The organism is Corynebacterium kefirresidentii, assembly GCF_016599755.1.
Taxonomy (GTDB): domain Bacteria; phylum Actinomycetota; class Actinomycetes; order Mycobacteriales; family Mycobacteriaceae; genus Corynebacterium; species Corynebacterium kefirresidentii.
Genome location: NZ_CP067012.1, coordinates 1841780 through 1858671, shown reverse-complemented (window position 1 = coordinate 1858671; position 16892 = coordinate 1841780). Strand labels below are relative to the sequence as shown.

General features: G+C 58.7%; 13 protein-coding genes. 9 read left to right on the top strand and 4 right to left on the bottom strand.

Annotation, left to right across the window (positions count from 1 at the left end; all coding sequences use genetic code 11):
* Positions 1-9 precede the first annotated feature (9 nt).
* On the bottom strand, positions 10-1629 hold the full coding sequence (gene pmt / locus I6I12_RS08890) for a protein O-mannosyltransferase (RefSeq protein ID WP_023021962.1): 1620 nt from the start codon (positions 1627-1629) through the stop codon (positions 10-12).
* Between the two features lie 24 nt (positions 1630-1653).
* Between pmt and rsmI the strand changes: the two genes are divergently transcribed.
* From rsmI to metG, 3 genes are all read left to right on the top strand, one after another.
* Positions 1654-2508: a 16S rRNA (cytidine(1402)-2'-O)-methyltransferase gene (gene rsmI, locus I6I12_RS08885; RefSeq protein WP_200287936.1), complete on the top strand. Its 855-nt coding sequence runs from the start codon at positions 1654-1656 to the stop codon at positions 2506-2508.
* Between the two features lie 247 nt (positions 2509-2755).
* Positions 2756-4612: a BCCT family transporter gene (locus I6I12_RS08880; protein ID WP_023021960.1), complete on the top strand. Its 1857-nt coding sequence runs from the start codon at positions 2756-2758 to the stop codon at positions 4610-4612.
* A 151-nt stretch (positions 4613-4763) separates the two neighbouring features.
* Positions 4764-6596: a methionine--tRNA ligase gene (gene metG, locus I6I12_RS08875; protein ID WP_200287935.1), complete on the top strand. Its 1833-nt coding sequence runs from the start codon at positions 4764-4766 to the stop codon at positions 6594-6596.
* A gap of 113 nt (positions 6597-6709) precedes the next feature.
* Here metG and I6I12_RS08870 read toward each other — a convergent pair whose 3' ends face one another.
* Positions 6710-7210, bottom strand: coding sequence for a GNAT family N-acetyltransferase (locus I6I12_RS08870; protein WP_023021958.1), 501 nt, complete (start codon positions 7208-7210; stop codon positions 6710-6712).
* Between the two features lie 10 nt (positions 7211-7220).
* Positions 7221-7715: a GNAT family N-acetyltransferase gene (locus I6I12_RS08865; RefSeq protein WP_200287933.1), complete on the bottom strand. Its 495-nt coding sequence runs from the start codon at positions 7713-7715 to the stop codon at positions 7221-7223.
* 25 nt (positions 7716-7740) lie between these two features.
* On the opposite strand from I6I12_RS08865, the gene I6I12_RS08860 reads away from it, so the two are divergent.
* From I6I12_RS08860 to I6I12_RS08845, 4 genes are all read left to right on the top strand, one after another.
* Positions 7741-8568: a TatD family hydrolase gene (locus tag I6I12_RS08860; RefSeq protein ID WP_232212582.1), complete on the top strand. Its 828-nt coding sequence runs from the start codon at positions 7741-7743 to the stop codon at positions 8566-8568.
* 285 nt (positions 8569-8853) lie between these two features.
* Positions 8854-10035: a resuscitation-promoting factor gene (locus I6I12_RS08855; RefSeq protein ID WP_023021955.1), complete on the top strand. Its 1182-nt coding sequence runs from the start codon at positions 8854-8856 to the stop codon at positions 10033-10035.
* Positions 10036-10106: 71 nt separating this feature from the next.
* Positions 10107-10967 (top strand): 16S rRNA (adenine(1518)-N(6)/adenine(1519)-N(6))-dimethyltransferase RsmA, encoded by an 861-nt coding sequence (gene rsmA / locus I6I12_RS08850; RefSeq protein ID WP_200287930.1) that lies wholly within the window; start codon positions 10107-10109, stop codon positions 10965-10967.
* Complete coding sequence (locus I6I12_RS08845; RefSeq protein WP_200287928.1) at positions 10967-11947, top strand: 4-(cytidine 5'-diphospho)-2-C-methyl-D-erythritol kinase; 981 nt, start codon at positions 10967-10969, stop codon at positions 11945-11947. The genes rsmA and I6I12_RS08845 overlap by 1 nt, the downstream gene beginning before the upstream one ends.
* Here the strand turns inward: I6I12_RS08845 and I6I12_RS08840 are convergent, their stop codons facing one another.
* Entirely contained in the window at positions 11948-13291 is a 1344-nt protein-coding gene (locus I6I12_RS08840; RefSeq protein WP_200287925.1) for a hypothetical protein, read from the bottom strand.
* A gap of 92 nt (positions 13292-13383) precedes the next feature.
* Here I6I12_RS08840 and I6I12_RS08835 point away from each other — a divergent pair, with 92 nt between their 5' ends.
* The gene (locus I6I12_RS08835) at positions 13384-15192 is read left to right on the top strand and encodes an ABC-F family ATP-binding cassette domain-containing protein (protein ID WP_200287922.1); all 1809 of its coding nucleotides are present in this window, start codon (positions 13384-13386) and stop codon (positions 15190-15192) included.
* Complete coding sequence (locus tag I6I12_RS08830) at positions 15159-16892, top strand: alpha/beta-hydrolase family protein (protein ID WP_200287920.1); 1734 nt, start codon at positions 15159-15161, stop codon at positions 16890-16892. Before I6I12_RS08835 ends, I6I12_RS08830 begins: the two co-directional genes overlap by 34 nt.

Genomic DNA, 16892 nt, shown 5'->3' with positions numbered 1-16892 from the left:
TTCGTGCGGCTAGGTCCAGCTAGGCAGCCACATCATGGAGTGGTACCAAGAATCTGGAATCTTGTAGCCGTACAAAATGGGAGAGAAATAGAAGAACATCGCCACTACCAGGGCTAGGTAGAACACGGCGGCGATTGTTCCCCAGCGTACAGGGCCGCCTGCCAAACTCTTGAGCCATCCCCACTGCACTGGCCTGCCATGGCCGATGAGCTGGCCGAGTGCTAAGGCAATGAGCACGATGACAAAGGGGATAAACGCAGTGGCATAAAAGAAGTACATCTGGCGGTCAAAGGCTGCAAGCCAGGGCAAGAAACCTGCCCCAAAGCCCACCAAGGGGATGAGGAAGCTGCGATTGCGACGAATGATAAGTGACCACAGTCCCCACAGGACGGCCGGGATGACCAGCCACCAGATAGCCGGCGTGCCAAAAAGGTAGAGCATCTTGCGGCACTCGTTGCTGCCATCACCGCATTGCAGGTCGGTGGAGGAGTAGTACAAGATGGGGCGGGCGGCTACCAGCCACGCCCAAGGCTTAGAATCCCACGGGTGGTGGTGGCCACCGGAGGAAGTCAGGCTGGCGTGGAATTCTAGGACAGAGGAATGGTAGTAGAACCAGCCTGCCAGGGATTCAGGCAGGTGCATCAGCCACGATCCATCCTCGATCGTTCCATCTACTTTGGCGTGGCGGTACACGGCGGTTTCGGAGGAAAACCACGCTCGCCAGGTCCAGGCGTAGAGCAGCACCGGCACCAGTACGAGGGAGGCTAGGGCAGCAGGAGTATCGCGCACGAGGGTGCCCACTATGTAGCGGCGTACGCCATAGCGCTTGCGCAGGGCAAGATCGCTAAAGACGGACATGAGGCCAAAGAACATGATGAAGTACAGGCCGGACCACTTCACCCCCAGGGAAAGGCCAAGACAGACGCCCGCGAGGAGTCGCCACCAGCGGAATCCAAAGCGTGGTCCGAAGGCGGAGGAGCCCAAACGATTTTTAAGGAAAGCGCTGTGGAGGCGCTCGCGCATCTGATTATGATCGCGAGCAAGTGCCCAGGCGGCCGAGACAACAAAGAAGACCTGGAAAATGTCCAACATGCCGAACTTGGAAGAGACCAAAAGCACACCATCAAAGACGGCGATGAGGCCAGCCAGGGTTGCTACCTGCCAGGATAAAGAGACACGGCGGGCCAGGGACATCGTCAAGAGCACGGTGGCTGCGCCGAAGAGGGCAGTCATAAAACGCCAGCCCAGTGGGGAATAGCCAGCGACCCATTCGGACAGCGCCACAATCTGCTTGCCCAGCGGTGGGTGAACCACCAGGCCATAACCGGGGTTGGATTCTATACCTCCGATGAAGAGGTTATCCCAGCTTCGCACCATGTCCCAGGCTTGCGGAACGTAGTGCTTTTCATCAAAGACAGGAGTGCCCTTTGATACGGGCGCGGTCAATCCGGCAAAGCGGGTAATGAGCGCGAGTACGCCAACGACGCTAGTGCTTATCCAGTCAGCCTTGCCCCACTGATAGGTGCGGGGCGCTGGCGGGGCCACAGTGTCGTGCGTGGTGCGCGATGGGGCAGCGGTAGCAATAGTCACTTGGTTGAGTCTAGGCGACAAGGCACCGCGCCCGCGCATTAGAGAGTATGGAATGCTAGAGATATGTCTGTTTCAGGTCTGGATCCATTACCGCGCGGGGTCATCCTCGCCGCCACGCCGCTGGGAAACGTGGGAGATGCCTCCGCGCGTTTAATGCATGCCTTGCGGCATGCGGACGTCATTGCGGCCGAGGATACGCGGCGCGTGCGGAACTTGGCGCAAGCTTTGGGCATCGAGATTTCTGGGCGGGTGGTGTCCAATTTTGATCACAATGAAAAGGAGCGAGCCCAGCAGCTTATCGACGCCGCCGCAGCCGGCACCGTCCTCGTCGTTACGGATGCCGGCATGCCCATCATTTCTGATCCAGGACTGTCTATTGTGGCTGCAGCAGCTGACCGGGATATTCCCGTGACTTGTTTTCCTGGCCCTTCTGCCGTCCCAACGGCCTTGGCGCTGTCCGGCCTCGGCGTGGGTCACTTCCTCTTCGACGCCTTTCCTCCCCGCAAGCCCGGACCTCGCAAGGCCTGGTTAGAGTCACTGCGTAACGAAAAGCGCGCCATCGTCTTTTTTGAATCCCCACACCGGGTAGCCGAAACTCTAGCCGAGGCCGCGGATATCCTCGGCGCCCAGCGCCCGGCAGCGGTGTGCAGGGAGCTTACTAAAACCTATGAGGAAGTCCGGCGCGGCAGTTTGGAAGAGTTGGCCGAGTGGGCGGCTGAAGGGGCACGGGGAGAAATCACTGTGGTGATCGAGGGCGGAACCGCCGCGGCCGCTACCGCCGCAGATTTGGTTCCCCAGGCGATGGAATTGGCGGCGGCGGGGATGCGGCTAAAGGATGCTTGTAAGCAGGTAGCGAAAGACACCGAGGTTTCCAACCGCGAGCTTTATGACGCCGCTTTAGCAGCTCGCAAGGACTAGCCCCTATCGACGTGCTGATTAAGTCACAACTTTTGGTACCCGCAGATGGCTTCACTAAAGCAAACTTTGTAACTGAATTGTTATAGTGCTCGGGCGTGTGGGTGGCTTAAAGCGCTATTTACATGGGGAAATGAAGCGTAAAAACTGTTCAAATTAGCGTGGAAAATTCCTGGGAAATGGCGCTGAGCAGCGAAGTTTCTTACTGCTTCGTTTGATAATTGAGTAGTTCCGCACCACTGTATAGTTCATGACAAACTCGGAAAATATGGGCACAGGCGTGCCAGAAGAAGGAAAGGAACCGGTCGGCGCACATGCGCAGCCGGCTTCGGCTTCTTCGAGCGAGCAGCCTATTGAGAATTATCAGACTGTAGACGAACAGCTGGACGCACAATCTGCCACCGGCCAGCTGCAGGATATGATTCACTCCGACGGTTTCCACCCGGAGCGCTACGACGATCCTGAGGTAGAAATTGCGGCCGATCGTGACAATATGCCAATCGATTGGTCCATCGTCGGCATCGCCGGCGTGCTTGTTGCCGCGATCGTCGTCTGGGGTTTGGCTGCCCCGGATAACTTTGCCAACTTCTCCGCTTCGGCCCTGACCTGGGTAGTCGACAACTTTGGTTGGGCATACATTCTCTTCGGCACCGTCTTTGTGGTGTTCGTTGTCTTCATTGCCGCCTCCAAGTTCGGCTCCATCAAGCTGGGCCGCATTAATGAGGAGCCGGAATTTTCCACGCCCTCATGGATCGCCATGATGTTTGCCGCCGGTATGGGCATCGGCCTGATGTTCTATGGTGCCTCCGAGCCGCTAGCTAACTACCGTGACGGCACCCCAGGTGAGGGCACCGGCAACGTTGGATCTTCCATGGCCTATGCAATGTTCCACTGGACGCTGCACCCTTGGGCGGTCTATGCCATCGTTGGCTTGGCCATTGCATACTCCACCTTCCGCATCGGCCGTAAGCAGTTGTTGAGCCAGGCTTTCGTGCCGCTGATTGGCGAGCGTAATGCTAATGGTGCAGTGGGCAAGCTCATTGACATCCTGTCTATCTTCGCCACCGTCTTCGGCACCGCCTGCTCCCTGGGCCTGGGTGCCCTGCAGATTCAGGCCGGACTGAAGGCATCCGGAATCATCGATAATCCCACCAACTCCGTGGTTATCGGCATTGTGTTGGTTCTGACCCTCGCGTTCATCCTGTCTGCGATGTCCGGCGTGGGCAAGGGCATTCAGTATATCTCCAATGCGAATATGGTCCTCGCCGCAGTGTTGGCGATCTTCGTGTTCATCTTGGGCCCGACCGTTACCATCCTGAACCAGATTCCTGGCTCCATTGGTAACTACCTCAACTACTTCACCGAGATGATCGGCCGCACCGCCGAGTCCGAAAACGGCGCCGCCGCTGAGTGGCTTTCCGGTTACACGATCTTCTACTGGGCTTGGTGGGTTTCCTGGTCCCCGTTCGTGGGCATGTTCCTGGCTCGTATTTCCCGCGGCCGTTCCGTCCGCGAATTCTGCTTGGGCGTCCTGCTCATCCCAGCCGGCGTATCCACCCTGTGGTTCGCTATCTTCGGTGGCACCGCCATCCACATGGAGCAAAACGGCGAATCCATCACCGGCGAATCTGCCGAGGAAGAGCTGTTTAACCTCCTGCAGTCCATGCCTGGCGGTTTCGTTGCCGGCATCGTTGCAGCAATCCTGTTGGCTACCTTCTTCGTTACCTCGGCAGACTCCGCGTCCACGGTGATGGGCTCCATGTCCCAAAATGGTGCCGCTACTGCTAAGCCGTGGCTTTCCGCCGCGTGGGGTGGATTGACTGCCTTGGTAGGCCTGACCCTGCTCTTGGCCAATGAGGATGCACTGTCTAACCTGCAGAACGTCACCATCGTTGCTGCACTGCCATTCCTGTTCATCGTGGTTGGACTGATGTTCGCCATCTACAAGGCGTTGAGCGAGGATGTTATCTACCTCGAATACCGCGAGGCACAGCAGTTCCAGCGCAAGATGGCCCGCGAGCGCCGCCTGCACCGCGAGTACCAGCGCACGCAGGTTCTGAAGAAGCGCCGCAACGAACGCCTGAAGCACCCGATGAAGCGGAAGTAAATCGCTTTCTTCGCGGCTGCTCTAAAGCGCCCATTGTTTCCTTAGTGGTAGGGAAGCGGTGGGCGCTTTCTGCTGAAAATGCAGTTCACCTGCGGGAGAAATGTCTGCCCTAATCGTGTGTATAGGAGTCGGCTTCGATAAAGTAGAACCCATGACTGAGTCTGTAGTAGTTAATGTTGCTTGGCCCTACGCCAACGGCCCGCGCCACATCGGACACGTGGCCGGTTTTGGTGTTCCTTCCGACGTCTTTGCACGTTTCCAGCGAATGCGTGGCCGCAACGTACTCATGGTCTCGGGTACGGATGAGCACGGCACTCCGCTATTGGTACAGGCGGATAAAGAGGGCGTTTCCGTTCGTGAGCTCGCAGACCGCTATAACCGTCAGATCGTTACTGACTTGGCCAACCTTGGCCTGTCCTATGATCTCTTTACTCGCACCACCACCCGTAACCACTACTCCGTGGTGCAGGAGCTGTTCAAAGGCCTGTATGCCAACGGTTACATGCTCAAAGAGACCACCAAGGGCGCTATTTCGCCGTCTACCGGACGTACCCTGCCGGACCGCTATATCGAGGGCACCTGCCCAATTTGCGGTGCGGATGGCGCCCGCGGTGACCAATGCGATGAGTGCGGCAATCAGCTCGACCCCGTGGACCTTATCAACCCCGTATCTAAGATCAACGGTGAGACCCCGAAATTCATCGAAACCGAACACTTCCTACTGGATCTGCCAGCCATCAAGGATGAGCTGCAAAAGTGGCTTTCTACCCGCGAAGATTGGCGCCCGAACGTACTGAAGTTTTCCCTGAACCTGCTTGAAGATATGCGCCCGCGCACCATGACGCGCGATATTGACTGGGGAATTCCTATCCCCGTCGAGGGCTGGCAGGACAATAACGCCAAGAAACTCTACGTGTGGTTCGATGCGGTCATCGGCTATCTGTCTTCCTCCATCGAATGGGCGTACCGCACCGGTCAGCCCGAGGCCTGGAAGGACTTTTGGCAGAACCCAGACGCCCGCCACTATTACTTCCAAGGCAAGGACAATATCACCTTCCACTCCCAGATCTGGCCGGCCGAGCTATTGGGCTATGCCGGTAAGGGCAACAAGGGCGGGGAACTCCACAAGTACGGCGAGCTCAACTTGCCTACGGAAATCGTCTCCTCCGAGTACTTGACCATGTCTGGATCCAAGTTCTCCTCGTCCAAGGGTGTTGTCATCTATGTCAAGGACTTCTTGGCGGAGTTCGGCCCTGACGCCCTGCGCTACTTCATTGCCGTGGCTGGCCCTGAAAACAATGACACGGACTTTACCTGGGATGAGTTCGTTCGCCGTATCAATAATGAGCTGGCAAATGGCTGGGGTAACTTGGTCAACCGCACCGTATCTATGGCCTTTAAGAACTTCGGAGAGGTTCCCGCACCAGCAGCATTAGAAGAAAAGGACAAAGAAATCCTGCAGCTGGCGGAGGAGACCTTCGACACTGCCGGTGGTTTGCTGGAGCAGTCCAAATTTAAGCAGGCGATTACCACTATCATGCACGTCGTCGGCGAGGCCAATGCCTATATTGCAGACCAGGAGCCATGGAAACTAGCCAAGGATGAGTCTCAGCGCGAGCGTCTAGCCACCGTGCTGTGGACCGCCCTCCAAGTCGTTTCTGACTGCAATGTCATGCTCACGCCCTACCTGCCGTTTACCGCGCAGAAGGTGCACGAAACCTTGGGCCGCAGCGGCGTGTGGGCCGCCCAGCCGGAGGTACACGACGTCAAGGACGATATTCCGGTAGAACTCGTGGGCGCTGGTTTACCGCCAGAGGGCCACGAATATCCGATTATCATGGGTGACTACACCCAGCAGCAGGCGAAGTGGGAGCGCATCCAAGTAGAGCCGGGCACCGCTTTGACAAAGCCTAAGCCGCTCGTCTCCAAGCTGGACCCAGAGCTGGGTGAAACCGGTCCAGAGTGGGCGCCTGTCTCCAAGTAACACCATATAAATAGCCGCGTTATCGCCCGATTTTTAGGAAGTTAAGGGCATAACGCGGCTATTTGTGTGCTCCAGTGCTGAGGGGCGCGGAGCGGCGGGGAAAAACCTGGCGGTTAGCGCTGGAAATCGCGCTGGAGGTGTACCAGGCCGAGGCGGACGCCGTCTTTGGTATGGATATTCGGCATACGGCCGGTCTCGGTAAAGCCGAACTTTTTATGCAAGGCGATAGAGCCTTCGTTGGTATCGACGATATAGGTGATCATCGTCTGTACGTAGCTGTCATCAGCGGCGTAGTCCATGAGGGCGTCGAGAAGCTCGGAGCCTACGCCCTTGCCCTGGGCGGAGGGAGCAATGTAGACGGAATCTTCGACGGTGCCGTAATAGATGGCAGGGGTCACGAACTGGAAATAGGCGGCCCAACCAATGATTTCATCATCGTGTACGGCTACGAAGACCGGGGAGCCGGCCTCAAACATCTCCTTGAGCCACTTTTCACGGTCAGCCACATCTTCTTGCCAGGTGACCAAGTTGGCGGCGGGTTTCGCTGCGGAGCCGGCGTTGTAGATGGCGGTGAGCGCGGGGGCGTCGGCAAGCTCGGCAGGGCGGATATGCATAGAAATTCCTTTACACCAGAAGTTGTAGGTGGGTGAGGCTCAGCCAACGATCGAACTTGTAGCAAACCTCTTTAAGAACACCCACGTTTTCAAACCCAAACTTTTCATGCAACTTAAGTGATGCCGCATTGGTGGAGACGATGAGGGCGAGCAGCGAATGAACCTTTTTATCGGCGCGCGCCGCCTTTACCAAGGCGCCAAGTAAAGCAGTGCCTACGCCTTGGCCCTGAGCGGTGGGGGAAAGATAGATGGTGGTTTCATAACAGCCTGTCCATACCTGCGGATCGCGGTAGGGGTGGTAGAGCGCCCACCCCAGGTAGTCGCCAGAATCGGACTCCGCGACGAGACATGGGCAGTCCTTTTCCCACAGCTCGCGTTGGTAGTCTTCGCGCTCTGCGATGCTGGCCGGGGTAGCGCGGAAGATGGCGTCGGTGTGTGCGATGGCCCAGTTGAGGGTTTCGGTCATGGCGGGCACATCCGCAAGGCCGGCGGGTCTGATCAACATGGCAGCCAATATTACAATTGCGTGCATGGCTAAAAAGAAGCGACGACCCACTCCCGTTCCGGCACCGGGCCTCAGTGGCCTTATTGATGCGCACACGCATCTTTTCTCGCACAAGGACACCGATGAAGTGCTGGTGAATCGCGCACGCACCGCCGGTATCAGCCGCATGGTGACGGTTGGTGATGACCGCCGCGAATCGGCAGCGGCTCTGGCGACTGCACATGCCTTCCCGGATGTTTATGCTGCCTGTGCCATCCACCCAGTGCGCGCTAATGAGTTGGATGCGCCGACCAAGGCAGCGCTGGAAGAGATGGTGGCGGATCCGCGCTGCGTCGCGGTGGGGGAGACAGGACTGGATGCGTACTGGGTGCAGCATGAGCCAGAGACCACCGCGACCATGGCCCAGCAAGAGGAATCCCTGCGGTGGCATATTGACCTTGCAGTGCGCCATGGCAAGACGCTGATGATCCACAACCGCGAAGCGGATGCGGACTTGCTGCGCATCCTTGCCGACGCCCCCGCTCCCCACACCGTCATGCTGCACTGCTTCTCCTCGCCGCTGAAGGTAGCAGAGGAGGCCTTGGAGCGCGGCTACGTGTTGTCCTTTGCCGGCAACGTAACCTTTAAGCGCAACGCCGAGCTGCGGCGGGCGGCTGCCAAGGCGCCGGCCGGCCAGCTGCTGGTGGAAACTGATGCACCGTATATGACGCCAGAACCCTTCCGCGGCCAACGCAATGAACCGGCTCTTATCGGGCACACATATGAATGCATCGCCCGTGTACGCCACCAGACGGTGCAGGCGCTAGCGGCGGAGGTTAACGAAACCTTTGACCGCGTCTACGGCCTGGGCTAACTCCTGGGTGATGGTTTTCACAATTTCAAAACCCGCTGGCCAGGGGTGGCGTGGGTGTTTGGTGTGGCGGTTGTGTGCTCAGTGAGGCATGTGGCGGATTGGTTCTCGACTTTATGTTGCTGTTATCGTATTGTTATTAATCGTTCGTTTAGGTTTTAGGGATCCGCAGCGCCGCCCACGGTGCGGCAGCAGCAGATCTGAGCAATGCAATTGCCTGCGCGGAAATTCTTGCTGGCCTAAACTCTAATAATTGTTGAAACCTGCACTATCGGAGATTCATTCAGCATGTCACCTCATCAAATCAAGCGCATCAATAACTCCCGCTCGCTGCCACTGCGTCTGGCAACGGGTGGCGTCTTGGGTACCTTGGCCGTGGGCGGCGTCGTTGCCGTTGCGGCACAAAAGGATGTCACCGTCGACGTTAACGGCGACAAGGTGGAACTGGCTACCTTTGCCAAAGACGTTGACGGCGCGCTGGAGGCAGCTGGCGTTCAGGTGAGCGAGGAAGACATCGTCTACCCGGCACCGTCCGAGTCTGTGGGCGATGGCGATGAGATCTCCGTTCGCACCGCCAAGCCGGTGGCCGTGACTATCGACGGCGTGCAGCAGCAGTTGTCCACCACCGACCTCACCGTTTCTGACCTATTGGGTAACTTGAGCGGCGTGGCCAAGGGCGCTTCCGTCAAGTCCGGTGACGCTGACGTGGACCAGGATGCCCAGCTGGAAGAGGGCATGGACCTAGAGGTCGTTTCCCCGAAGATCGTCAAGATTAATGATGGTGGCAAGGTAACTTATACCAAGATTGCTGCTAAGACCGTCGAGGACGTTCTTAAGGCGCGCAATATCGACGTTGATGACGATGATCGTGTCTTCCCGTCCAAGGACACCAAGGTTACCGATGGCATGTCCATCAAGGTGGATCAGGTTTCCACTACGACCTATGACTCTGAGGAAGAGTTCGAAGCCGAGCCTAACTTTGTTGATGACCCGGAGCTGGAAGAGGGCACCGAAGAGGTCCGCGAGGAAGGCGTTAAGGGCAAGCGCGTTATCACTCGCAAGCTGGTGATGAAGGACGGCGCCAAGGAATCTAATGACGTCATCAAAGAAAAGGTGACCGTAGAGCCTAAGGCTGCCACCATCGCCCGCGGCACCAAGAAGGCCGAAGAAGAAAAGCCAGAGGAGGGCGGTAACTCTGGTGCTGCTGCTCCGGCTGTCGCCGATGGCTCCGTCTGGGATTCCATCGCACAGTGCGAGGCTACCGGTAACTGGGCTATCAATACCGGCAATGGCTTCTCCGGTGGCCTGCAGTTCACTCCATCCACTTGGGCCGCATTCGGTGGCACCGAGTACGCACCGGAGGCATGGCAGGCTTCCCGCGAGCAACAGATTGCCGTGGCACAGAAGGTGCAGGCGGCGCAGGGGTGGGGCGCTTGGCCGGCATGTACTTCCAAGCTGGGCCTGCGCTAGACTGAAGCGCTTTATCGCCGCACACCTAAGTGGTGTGCGGCTTTTTCATCTCTTCTACTAAGTTAGAAGGCATGACTGATTCCACCGGCGCCGCGCTTTTGGGCCCCGTAGAGATCCGCGCCCTCGCGGAGAAGCTCAACATTGCGCCCACGAAGAAGCTAGGGCAGAACTTTCTGCATGATCCGAATACCATTCGGCGCATCGTCGCTGCGGCCGAGTTGGATCCCGCAGACCGCGTCCTCGAGGTGGGGCCGGGCTTGGGCTCGCTAACCCTCGGCCTGGTAGAGGCTGTGGAAGAAGTTACCGCGGTAGAAATCGACTCACGCCTGGCTGCACAGCTGCCCGATACCGTGGCTGAGCGCGCCCCGGAATATGCCCAGCGCCTTCGGGTGGTGGAAAAGGATGCACTGCGGGTAACAGAAGCTGACGTCACTGAGCCGACCGCTCTGGTAGCCAACTTGCCGTATAACGTCGCCGTCCCGGTGCTGCTGCACCTATTGGAGACTTTCCCTTCCATTCGTCGCGTGCTGGTTATGGTCCAGCTAGAGGTGGCGGACCGCCTAGCTGCGCAGCCGGGCAGCAAGGTGTACGGCGTGCCTTCGGTCAAAGCGGGATTTTATGGCAAGGTCTCCAAGGCGGGCACTATTGGTAAGAACGTCTTTTGGCCTGCGCCCAATATTGAGTCTGGGTTGGTGCGTATTGACGTCTTCGACTCTGCTCCTTGGCCCGTCACTGACGAGTCGCGTGCTAAGGTCTGGCCGGTTATCGACGCCGCCTTTGCCCAACGCCGCAAGACCCTGCGTGCGGCATTGTCGGGTCACTTTGGTTCGGGAGCAGCCGCCGAGGAAGCATTGCGAGCTGCGGACATCGATCCGAAGCAACGCGGCGAAAAGCTCGCCGTGGAGGACTTCGTACGATTGGCAGGAATCTAATGACCGCCCCCATCGATAACGAACCATTCGTCTACACGGCGCGGGCTCACTCCAAGGTCAATATTCACCTGGGAGTGGAGGAACCGCGAGAGGATGGGTTTCATGAGCTTGCCAGTGTTTTTCAGTCCTTAGAGCTACATGACACAGTAACGCTGACTGACTTGGGGAACCCCGAGGTAGATAAGCCACGCATTCAGGGCCTGAAGGTTACAGGCCCTCACGCGCAGGGCGTGCCAGAAGACTATACGAACCTAGCGTGGACCGCGGTAAACCGTATCATGCAGTACCTGTACAGCACCCATGGGCCGAAGGCGCTGCCGGAGGTAGCGCTGGAAATTCACAAAGCCATTCCTACCGCCGGTGGCATGGCAGGTGGTTCGGCGGATGCGGCGGCCGCGCTGCGATTGGCCGAGCGCTGCTATGGCGGCTATTACGGCATCGATTCGGTGGGGGAGCCAATCCTAGACGCGCTGGGCGCGGCATTGGGCTCGGATGTTCCCTTCACCTTGCTGGGAGGCACCGCGCTCGGCACGGGGCGCGGCGAGCAGCTGACCCCGATGATGACGCGCGGTACCTACGATTGGGCGCTCATCGCCTCGGACCGTGGGCTTTCTACCCCGCAGGTCTTTCATAAGCTCGATGAGATGCGGGAAAAGGGCCGCGGAGGTGAGCCACACATGGACACCGCGGCGGTATCGCAGGCGCTCATCTCGGGCGATCCGCACCGAGTGGCGCAGCACTTGCATAACGATTTGCAGCCGGCAGCGCTGTCGTTGCGCCCAGACCTGCGCAAGACCCTGGAGGCCGGTGTGGCCGCCGGAGCCCTAGCAGGGATTGTCTCCGGCAGTGGTCCGACCTGTGCCTTCCTTTGCGCTGGGGCAGAAGAAGCTCAGGAAGTAGTGTCCCAAGTGACGGTGGAGATTCCCGGAACCAAGGGAGTGGCTACCAAGGGGCCAGCTAGCGGCGCCGTGGTGCTGTAGCTAGAGCACCGTCATTTCGGTGGGCTCGATGTCGAGGTCGAAGCGGTTGACTTCCTTTTCCTGCAGGAGGTCAATGACTACGAGCTGCTTCTTCTGGGCGTCAGTGATAAAGGCATAGCCATCGGCAGCCTGAAGGATAGGTCCTGGTTGCTGCCATTCCTTGTTTTCCTTCCACCGGGAGATGGCATCAATCTGCTTGGTGATTTCACCGGAATCTGGGTCGATGACGTTGAGTTTGCCGTCGGTGGTCAGCACAAGTGCCTCGCCCAGCGGGCCGCGGGCTAGGGAGCGGAACCAATAAGAAGCATCGAGGTCTACCTTCTTGGCCGAAAAATCCTTGGTATCTACCAAGGTTACGGAGGTAGGGCGTTCGAGCTCTGCGTCTTTGTCGGTCTTATTATCGGCCAGGATGACATCGGATTCTTCCGAACCGGCGGCATTGCCAGAGCGCTGGTAGCCGCCTGCACCGGCATAAGCAGAGGCGTCTACCTTGTGAAACTCCTTGCCATCAAAGACCACCGGGCCGTCCTCGCAGCCAAAGAAAATATTGCCGTTTCCAGCGGCAGCCTCGCCGTGGACACCAGGGCATTTGGTGGTCTCAGTAAGAACTTTGCCCTCCTTATCCAGATGCTGGATGGTGTGGCGCTCGTCCTCGGTGCCCTTAGTGATGACCACCGAGCCATCCTTCAGCGGTACGGCCACGCCGTGGTGTGCGGCCCCGGTGTCAACGGTATTGACTGGCTGGGCGTCCTTTTTGCCAATGTCTTCGGTCTTATAAATCTTTGCCACGCCATCACCATCGGAAAATAGTGCGGTAAAGCCATCGTGGTGGACCACGTGGCCGGCATGCGGTGCCTTAATGGGGGCGTCGCCAAGCGCGGGCTCAGCGGTGTAGTAGTGGTTGTGATCGCCATGGCCCTTGGTGATGCGCCCAGTGTCGTAGGTGAGGAAGCTATCGCCCTTAGTCACCATGACGTGGCGATTATCGCCGGCATCGCTGAGACGAAGGAAGGCATTCATCTTGTCCTCGCCGATTACTTTGCCCGTTTTGGCGTCATAGGCGGTTAGACCATCCGCATGGGAGATAACGATGCGGGTGGGCAGCTGGGCTACCTCGGTTTCTCCCTCTTCGGCTTCAAAGCCTTCGTGTGAGTGTCCGGCGTGGTCATGGCCGTGCTCGTGGTCATGGTCATGGTCGTGTTCATGGGCATGCTTGGCCTCGCTATGTGCGTGGTCGTGGGAGTGCAGTGAGTCCTTTTCTTCCTCGGTGGGGGCAGAGCAGGAAGCGATGGCTATCGCCGCAGTGGAAAGCACGGCGCAGAGAGAAAGTGTGTAGCGTTTCATACATTGGCAGAGTATTGGACTTGAAAATCAATAGCAATAGGTTGCAGAAATGCGGGGGTACAGGCAGGGAGGTATTAAGATGGACACTCGTTATGGCAAACCTGATTAACCTCGAGCAAGTCAGCAAAACTTATGGATTAAAAACCCTTTTAGACGGGGTGTCCCTAGGTGTGCAAAGCGGCGATCGCATCGGCATCGTCGGCGTTAATGGCGGTGGCAAAACCACCTTGCTGGAGGTACTTACCGGCATCGAACCACCCGATGCCGGCCGCGTATCCCATACCTCTGATCTACGCATGGCCGTGGTCACCCAGCGCTTCGATCTACCCGATGAACTGACCATCGCCCAAGTCATTATCGAACCCCTCGAACTGGAAACCTATGAGTGGGCATCAAATGCCAAGGTGCGCGATGTCTTGGGCGGCCTGGGCATTGTGGATTTGGGATTGGATACCCCAGTTGGCTCACTCTCCGGTGGCGAGCGCCGCCGCGTGAACCTAGCCGCCGCGCTGGTACAGGACTTGGATCTCGTGGTGCTCGATGAGCCCACCAACCACCTTGACGTGGAGGGAGTGCAGTGGCTCGCAGATCACCTCCTTAAGCGCAACTTGGCCGTAGTCGTGGTCACCCACGATCGCTGGTTCCTCGACACCGTAGCCACGTGGACCTGGGAAGTCCACGATGGCGTGGTTGATACCTACGAGGGCGGCTACAACGATTGGACCTTCGCCCGCGCCGAGCGCGCCCGCCAGGCCGATGCCATGGAACGGCGACGCAAGAACCTCGCCCGCAAAGAGCTGGCATGGTTGCGTCGTGGCGCGCCTGCCCGCACGTCCAAGCCGCGCTACCGGATTGAAGCTGCCGAGGCGCTCATCGCAGACGTGCCGGAGCCGCGCAATAAGGTCGAGCTCATGGCCTTTTCTAAGCAGCGCCAAGGCCGCGTGGTCATCGAGCTTGAGGATGCCACCGTGAAGTCCCCAGACGGTCGCACCTTGGCGGATCACCTTACCTGGCGCCTAGCCCCCGGCGAGCGCATTGGTTTGGTAGGCGTCAATGGCTCCGGCAAGACCACGCTGCTGCGCACCCTGGCCGGCGAATACGAGCTGGCGGCCGGCAAGCGCATCGAGGGCCAAACCGTGCGCCTTGGCTGGTTGCGCCAAGAGCTCGATGACTTGGATCCGCAGCGTCGGCTTATCGACGCCGTCGAGGACGTTGCCACCTATGTCCAGCTCGGCAAAAAGGAACTTTCTGCCTCCCAACTTGCTGAGCGCCTAGGGTTTTCCGCCAAGCGCCAGCGCACCCCGGTGGGGGATCTCTCCGGCGGCGAGCGCCGCCGCTTGCAGCTCACCCGCGTACTGATGGCCGAGCCCAATGTGCTGTTGCTCGATGAGCCCACCAACGACCTCGACATCGATACCCTACAGGAACTGGAGTCTCTCCTTGACTCTTGGCCGGGCACGATGGTGGTTATCTCGCACGATCGCTACCTCATTGAGCGCATCGCGGACAATACCTATGCGCTCTTTGGCGATGGCAAACTCACCAACCTTCCCGGCGGCATCGATGAGTACCTGCGCAAGCGCGCCGCACTTGAGGCGCAACACAACTCCGGCGTGCTCAACTTGGGCGAAAAGAAGCCAGACAGCTCTGCTCCTAAGCCGGAAAAGAAGCTCTCTTCCCAGCAAGAGCGCGAAATCACCAAGAAAATGAACGCGCTGGAGCGCAAGATGCACAAGCTCGAGAAGGCGGCCGCGCAGATTAATGAGAAGATGGCGACTGCCGCGGAAAAGGTCGACACTCAAGCCTTGACCGAGCTAGACGGAGAACTAAAGGACAACCGTAGCGCCTACGAGGAACTGGAGATGGAATGGCTAGAGTTGGGGGAGAAGCTCGAAGGGTAGAAGCCCGCATCGCCGATATCGTCGGCCACCTTGACCTGTGGGGCATTATCGGCGCTGCGGCGCTTTTTACCCTAGGCCTTACCCCATCCCTCCTGCCGCGTGACTGGCTCTACCAAGGGCTGGTCTCCGGCATTGCCGCAGGACTTGGTTATACGCTGGGTATTGCCCTCAAACACGTGTGGTACCGCCTCGTAGTGCGTTATGCGGCACCACGGTATTCCTGGCTCGATGCCACCACGTGGCCGCCCCGGCGCTACCGCCTTGCTTCTCGCATCGCCACCGGAGTTTTTGTGCTGTGGATGGTGGGCTTTGCGGTCTTCGCCGTGCGCTGGCAGCGTCAACTTGCAGATGCCCTAGCCGCCCCAGCGCCGACCATTGCCAGCTATCTTCTTGTGGTTCCGCTCGCTCTTGCAGTATTCACTGCTTTCCTTTTTATTCTGCGCGTGCTGCGCTTTTGTGTGCGTTGGCTCTCCAGCCACTTTCCCCACCGCTTTCGCGCCGCCTACCGCGTCGTGGGTGCGGTGCTCATCGTTGCCCTAGTGGGCACGTATACCGTGGAAAACCTCATCCCTGGCGCCATCGTTGGCGTGGGCGAGAGGATCTTTACCGCTCAAAACGCCGACCCCGATCCCGCCATGAAGCGGCCCATGTCCGCAGAGCGCAGTGGTTCCCCGCAGTCCCGTGTGGACTGGAACGGCGTGGGCCTGCAGGGCTCGCGTTTCCTTTCTTCCGGTGCGCACCGCGCGGAATTGGAGAAGGTAAGCGGAAAGCCTGCCAAGGAACCCATCCGCGCCTATGCCGGATTGGGCAATCGTGACTCGAATGAGGAGCGAGCGCAGCTGCTTATCGACGAACTCGAGCGCACCCACGCCCAAGACCGCAAAGCCCTGCTTCTCATTATGACCACCGGTACGGGCTGGGTGTCTTCCTATTCTGCTCAAGCCTTCGAACTACTCTACGGTGGCGATACCGCCATTGCGGCTGCCCAATACTCCGCTATGCCTTCCGCCCTGCACTTCCTATCGGGCGGCGGCCAGGTAGAGCGCGCCGGGGAAGAGTTCATCAACCCCATCGTGGACTGGTGGAACGGTCTGCCAGAACGCAAGCGCCCGAAGCTCTACTTATACGGCGAATCCTTGGGTACTACGGGCATCGAAGCAGCGTTTTCTGGAGTGCGTGATATTGCCAATTCTGTGGACGGAATCCTCCTTACCGGCCCGCCGCACTTCAATCGCCTGCGCACGCAATTTGTGGAAAGGCGTGATCCCGGATCCTCCGAAATTTCCCCCGAATACGCCGGGGGCCTCGTGGTGCGTTTTGCTAACGATGACGCGCAGGTACGCCAGTGGGGACCGGTGCCGGAAGAAGAGTGGGGACGCACCCGCATGCTCTATATCCAACATCCCTCGGACCCAGTGGCCTGGTGGTCTCCACAGATGGCTTTCAAAGAGCCGGATTGGATGCGCGAACGGACGCCGTATTCTGCCGAGCGCGTGATGCGATGGATGCCCATCATCTCCTCTCTCCAAGTGGCGGCCGATCTGCCCGGTGCAAAAGACGTTTCCGATGGGCACGGTCACAACTATGGAGCATCGGTACTTGATGGCTTTGCCGCCATCGCAGGTCCAGACGTGGCAGGAGCCATCGACCCCGATGAGCTACAGCACGAATTCGCCGCGCTCGACGTCGGCGTTTACTAG

What these genes read in the sequence shown, in the direction of transcription:
- pmt (WP_023021962.1), bottom strand. Translation starts at nt 1,629, where the DNA reads ATGCGCGGGCGCGGTGCCTTGTCGCCTAGACTCAACCAAGTGACTATT.
- rsmI (WP_200287936.1), top strand. Translation starts at nt 1,654, where the DNA reads ATGTCTGTTTCAGGTCTGGATCCATTACCGCGCGGGGTCATCCTCGCC.
- I6I12_RS08880 (WP_023021960.1), top strand. Translation starts at nt 2,756, where the DNA reads ATGACAAACTCGGAAAATATGGGCACAGGCGTGCCAGAAGAAGGAAAG.
- metG (WP_200287935.1), top strand. Translation starts at nt 4,764, where the DNA reads ATGACTGAGTCTGTAGTAGTTAATGTTGCTTGGCCCTACGCCAACGGC.
- I6I12_RS08870 (WP_023021958.1), bottom strand. Translation starts at nt 7,210, where the DNA reads ATGCATATCCGCCCTGCCGAGCTTGCCGACGCCCCCGCGCTCACCGCC.
- I6I12_RS08865 (WP_200287933.1), bottom strand. Translation starts at nt 7,715, where the DNA reads ATGTTGATCAGACCCGCCGGCCTTGCGGATGTGCCCGCCATGACCGAA.
- I6I12_RS08860 (WP_232212582.1), top strand. Translation starts at nt 7,741, where the DNA reads ATGGCTAAAAAGAAGCGACGACCCACTCCCGTTCCGGCACCGGGCCTC.
- I6I12_RS08855 (WP_023021955.1), top strand. Translation starts at nt 8,854, where the DNA reads ATGTCACCTCATCAAATCAAGCGCATCAATAACTCCCGCTCGCTGCCA.
- rsmA (WP_200287930.1), top strand. Translation starts at nt 10,107, where the DNA reads ATGACTGATTCCACCGGCGCCGCGCTTTTGGGCCCCGTAGAGATCCGC.
- I6I12_RS08845 (WP_200287928.1), top strand. Translation starts at nt 10,967, where the DNA reads ATGACCGCCCCCATCGATAACGAACCATTCGTCTACACGGCGCGGGCT.
- I6I12_RS08840 (WP_200287925.1), bottom strand. Translation starts at nt 13,291, where the DNA reads ATGAAACGCTACACACTTTCTCTCTGCGCCGTGCTTTCCACTGCGGCG.
- I6I12_RS08835 (WP_200287922.1), top strand. Translation starts at nt 13,384, where the DNA reads ATGGCAAACCTGATTAACCTCGAGCAAGTCAGCAAAACTTATGGATTA.
- I6I12_RS08830 (WP_200287920.1), top strand. Translation starts at nt 15,159, where the DNA reads ATGGCTAGAGTTGGGGGAGAAGCTCGAAGGGTAGAAGCCCGCATCGCC.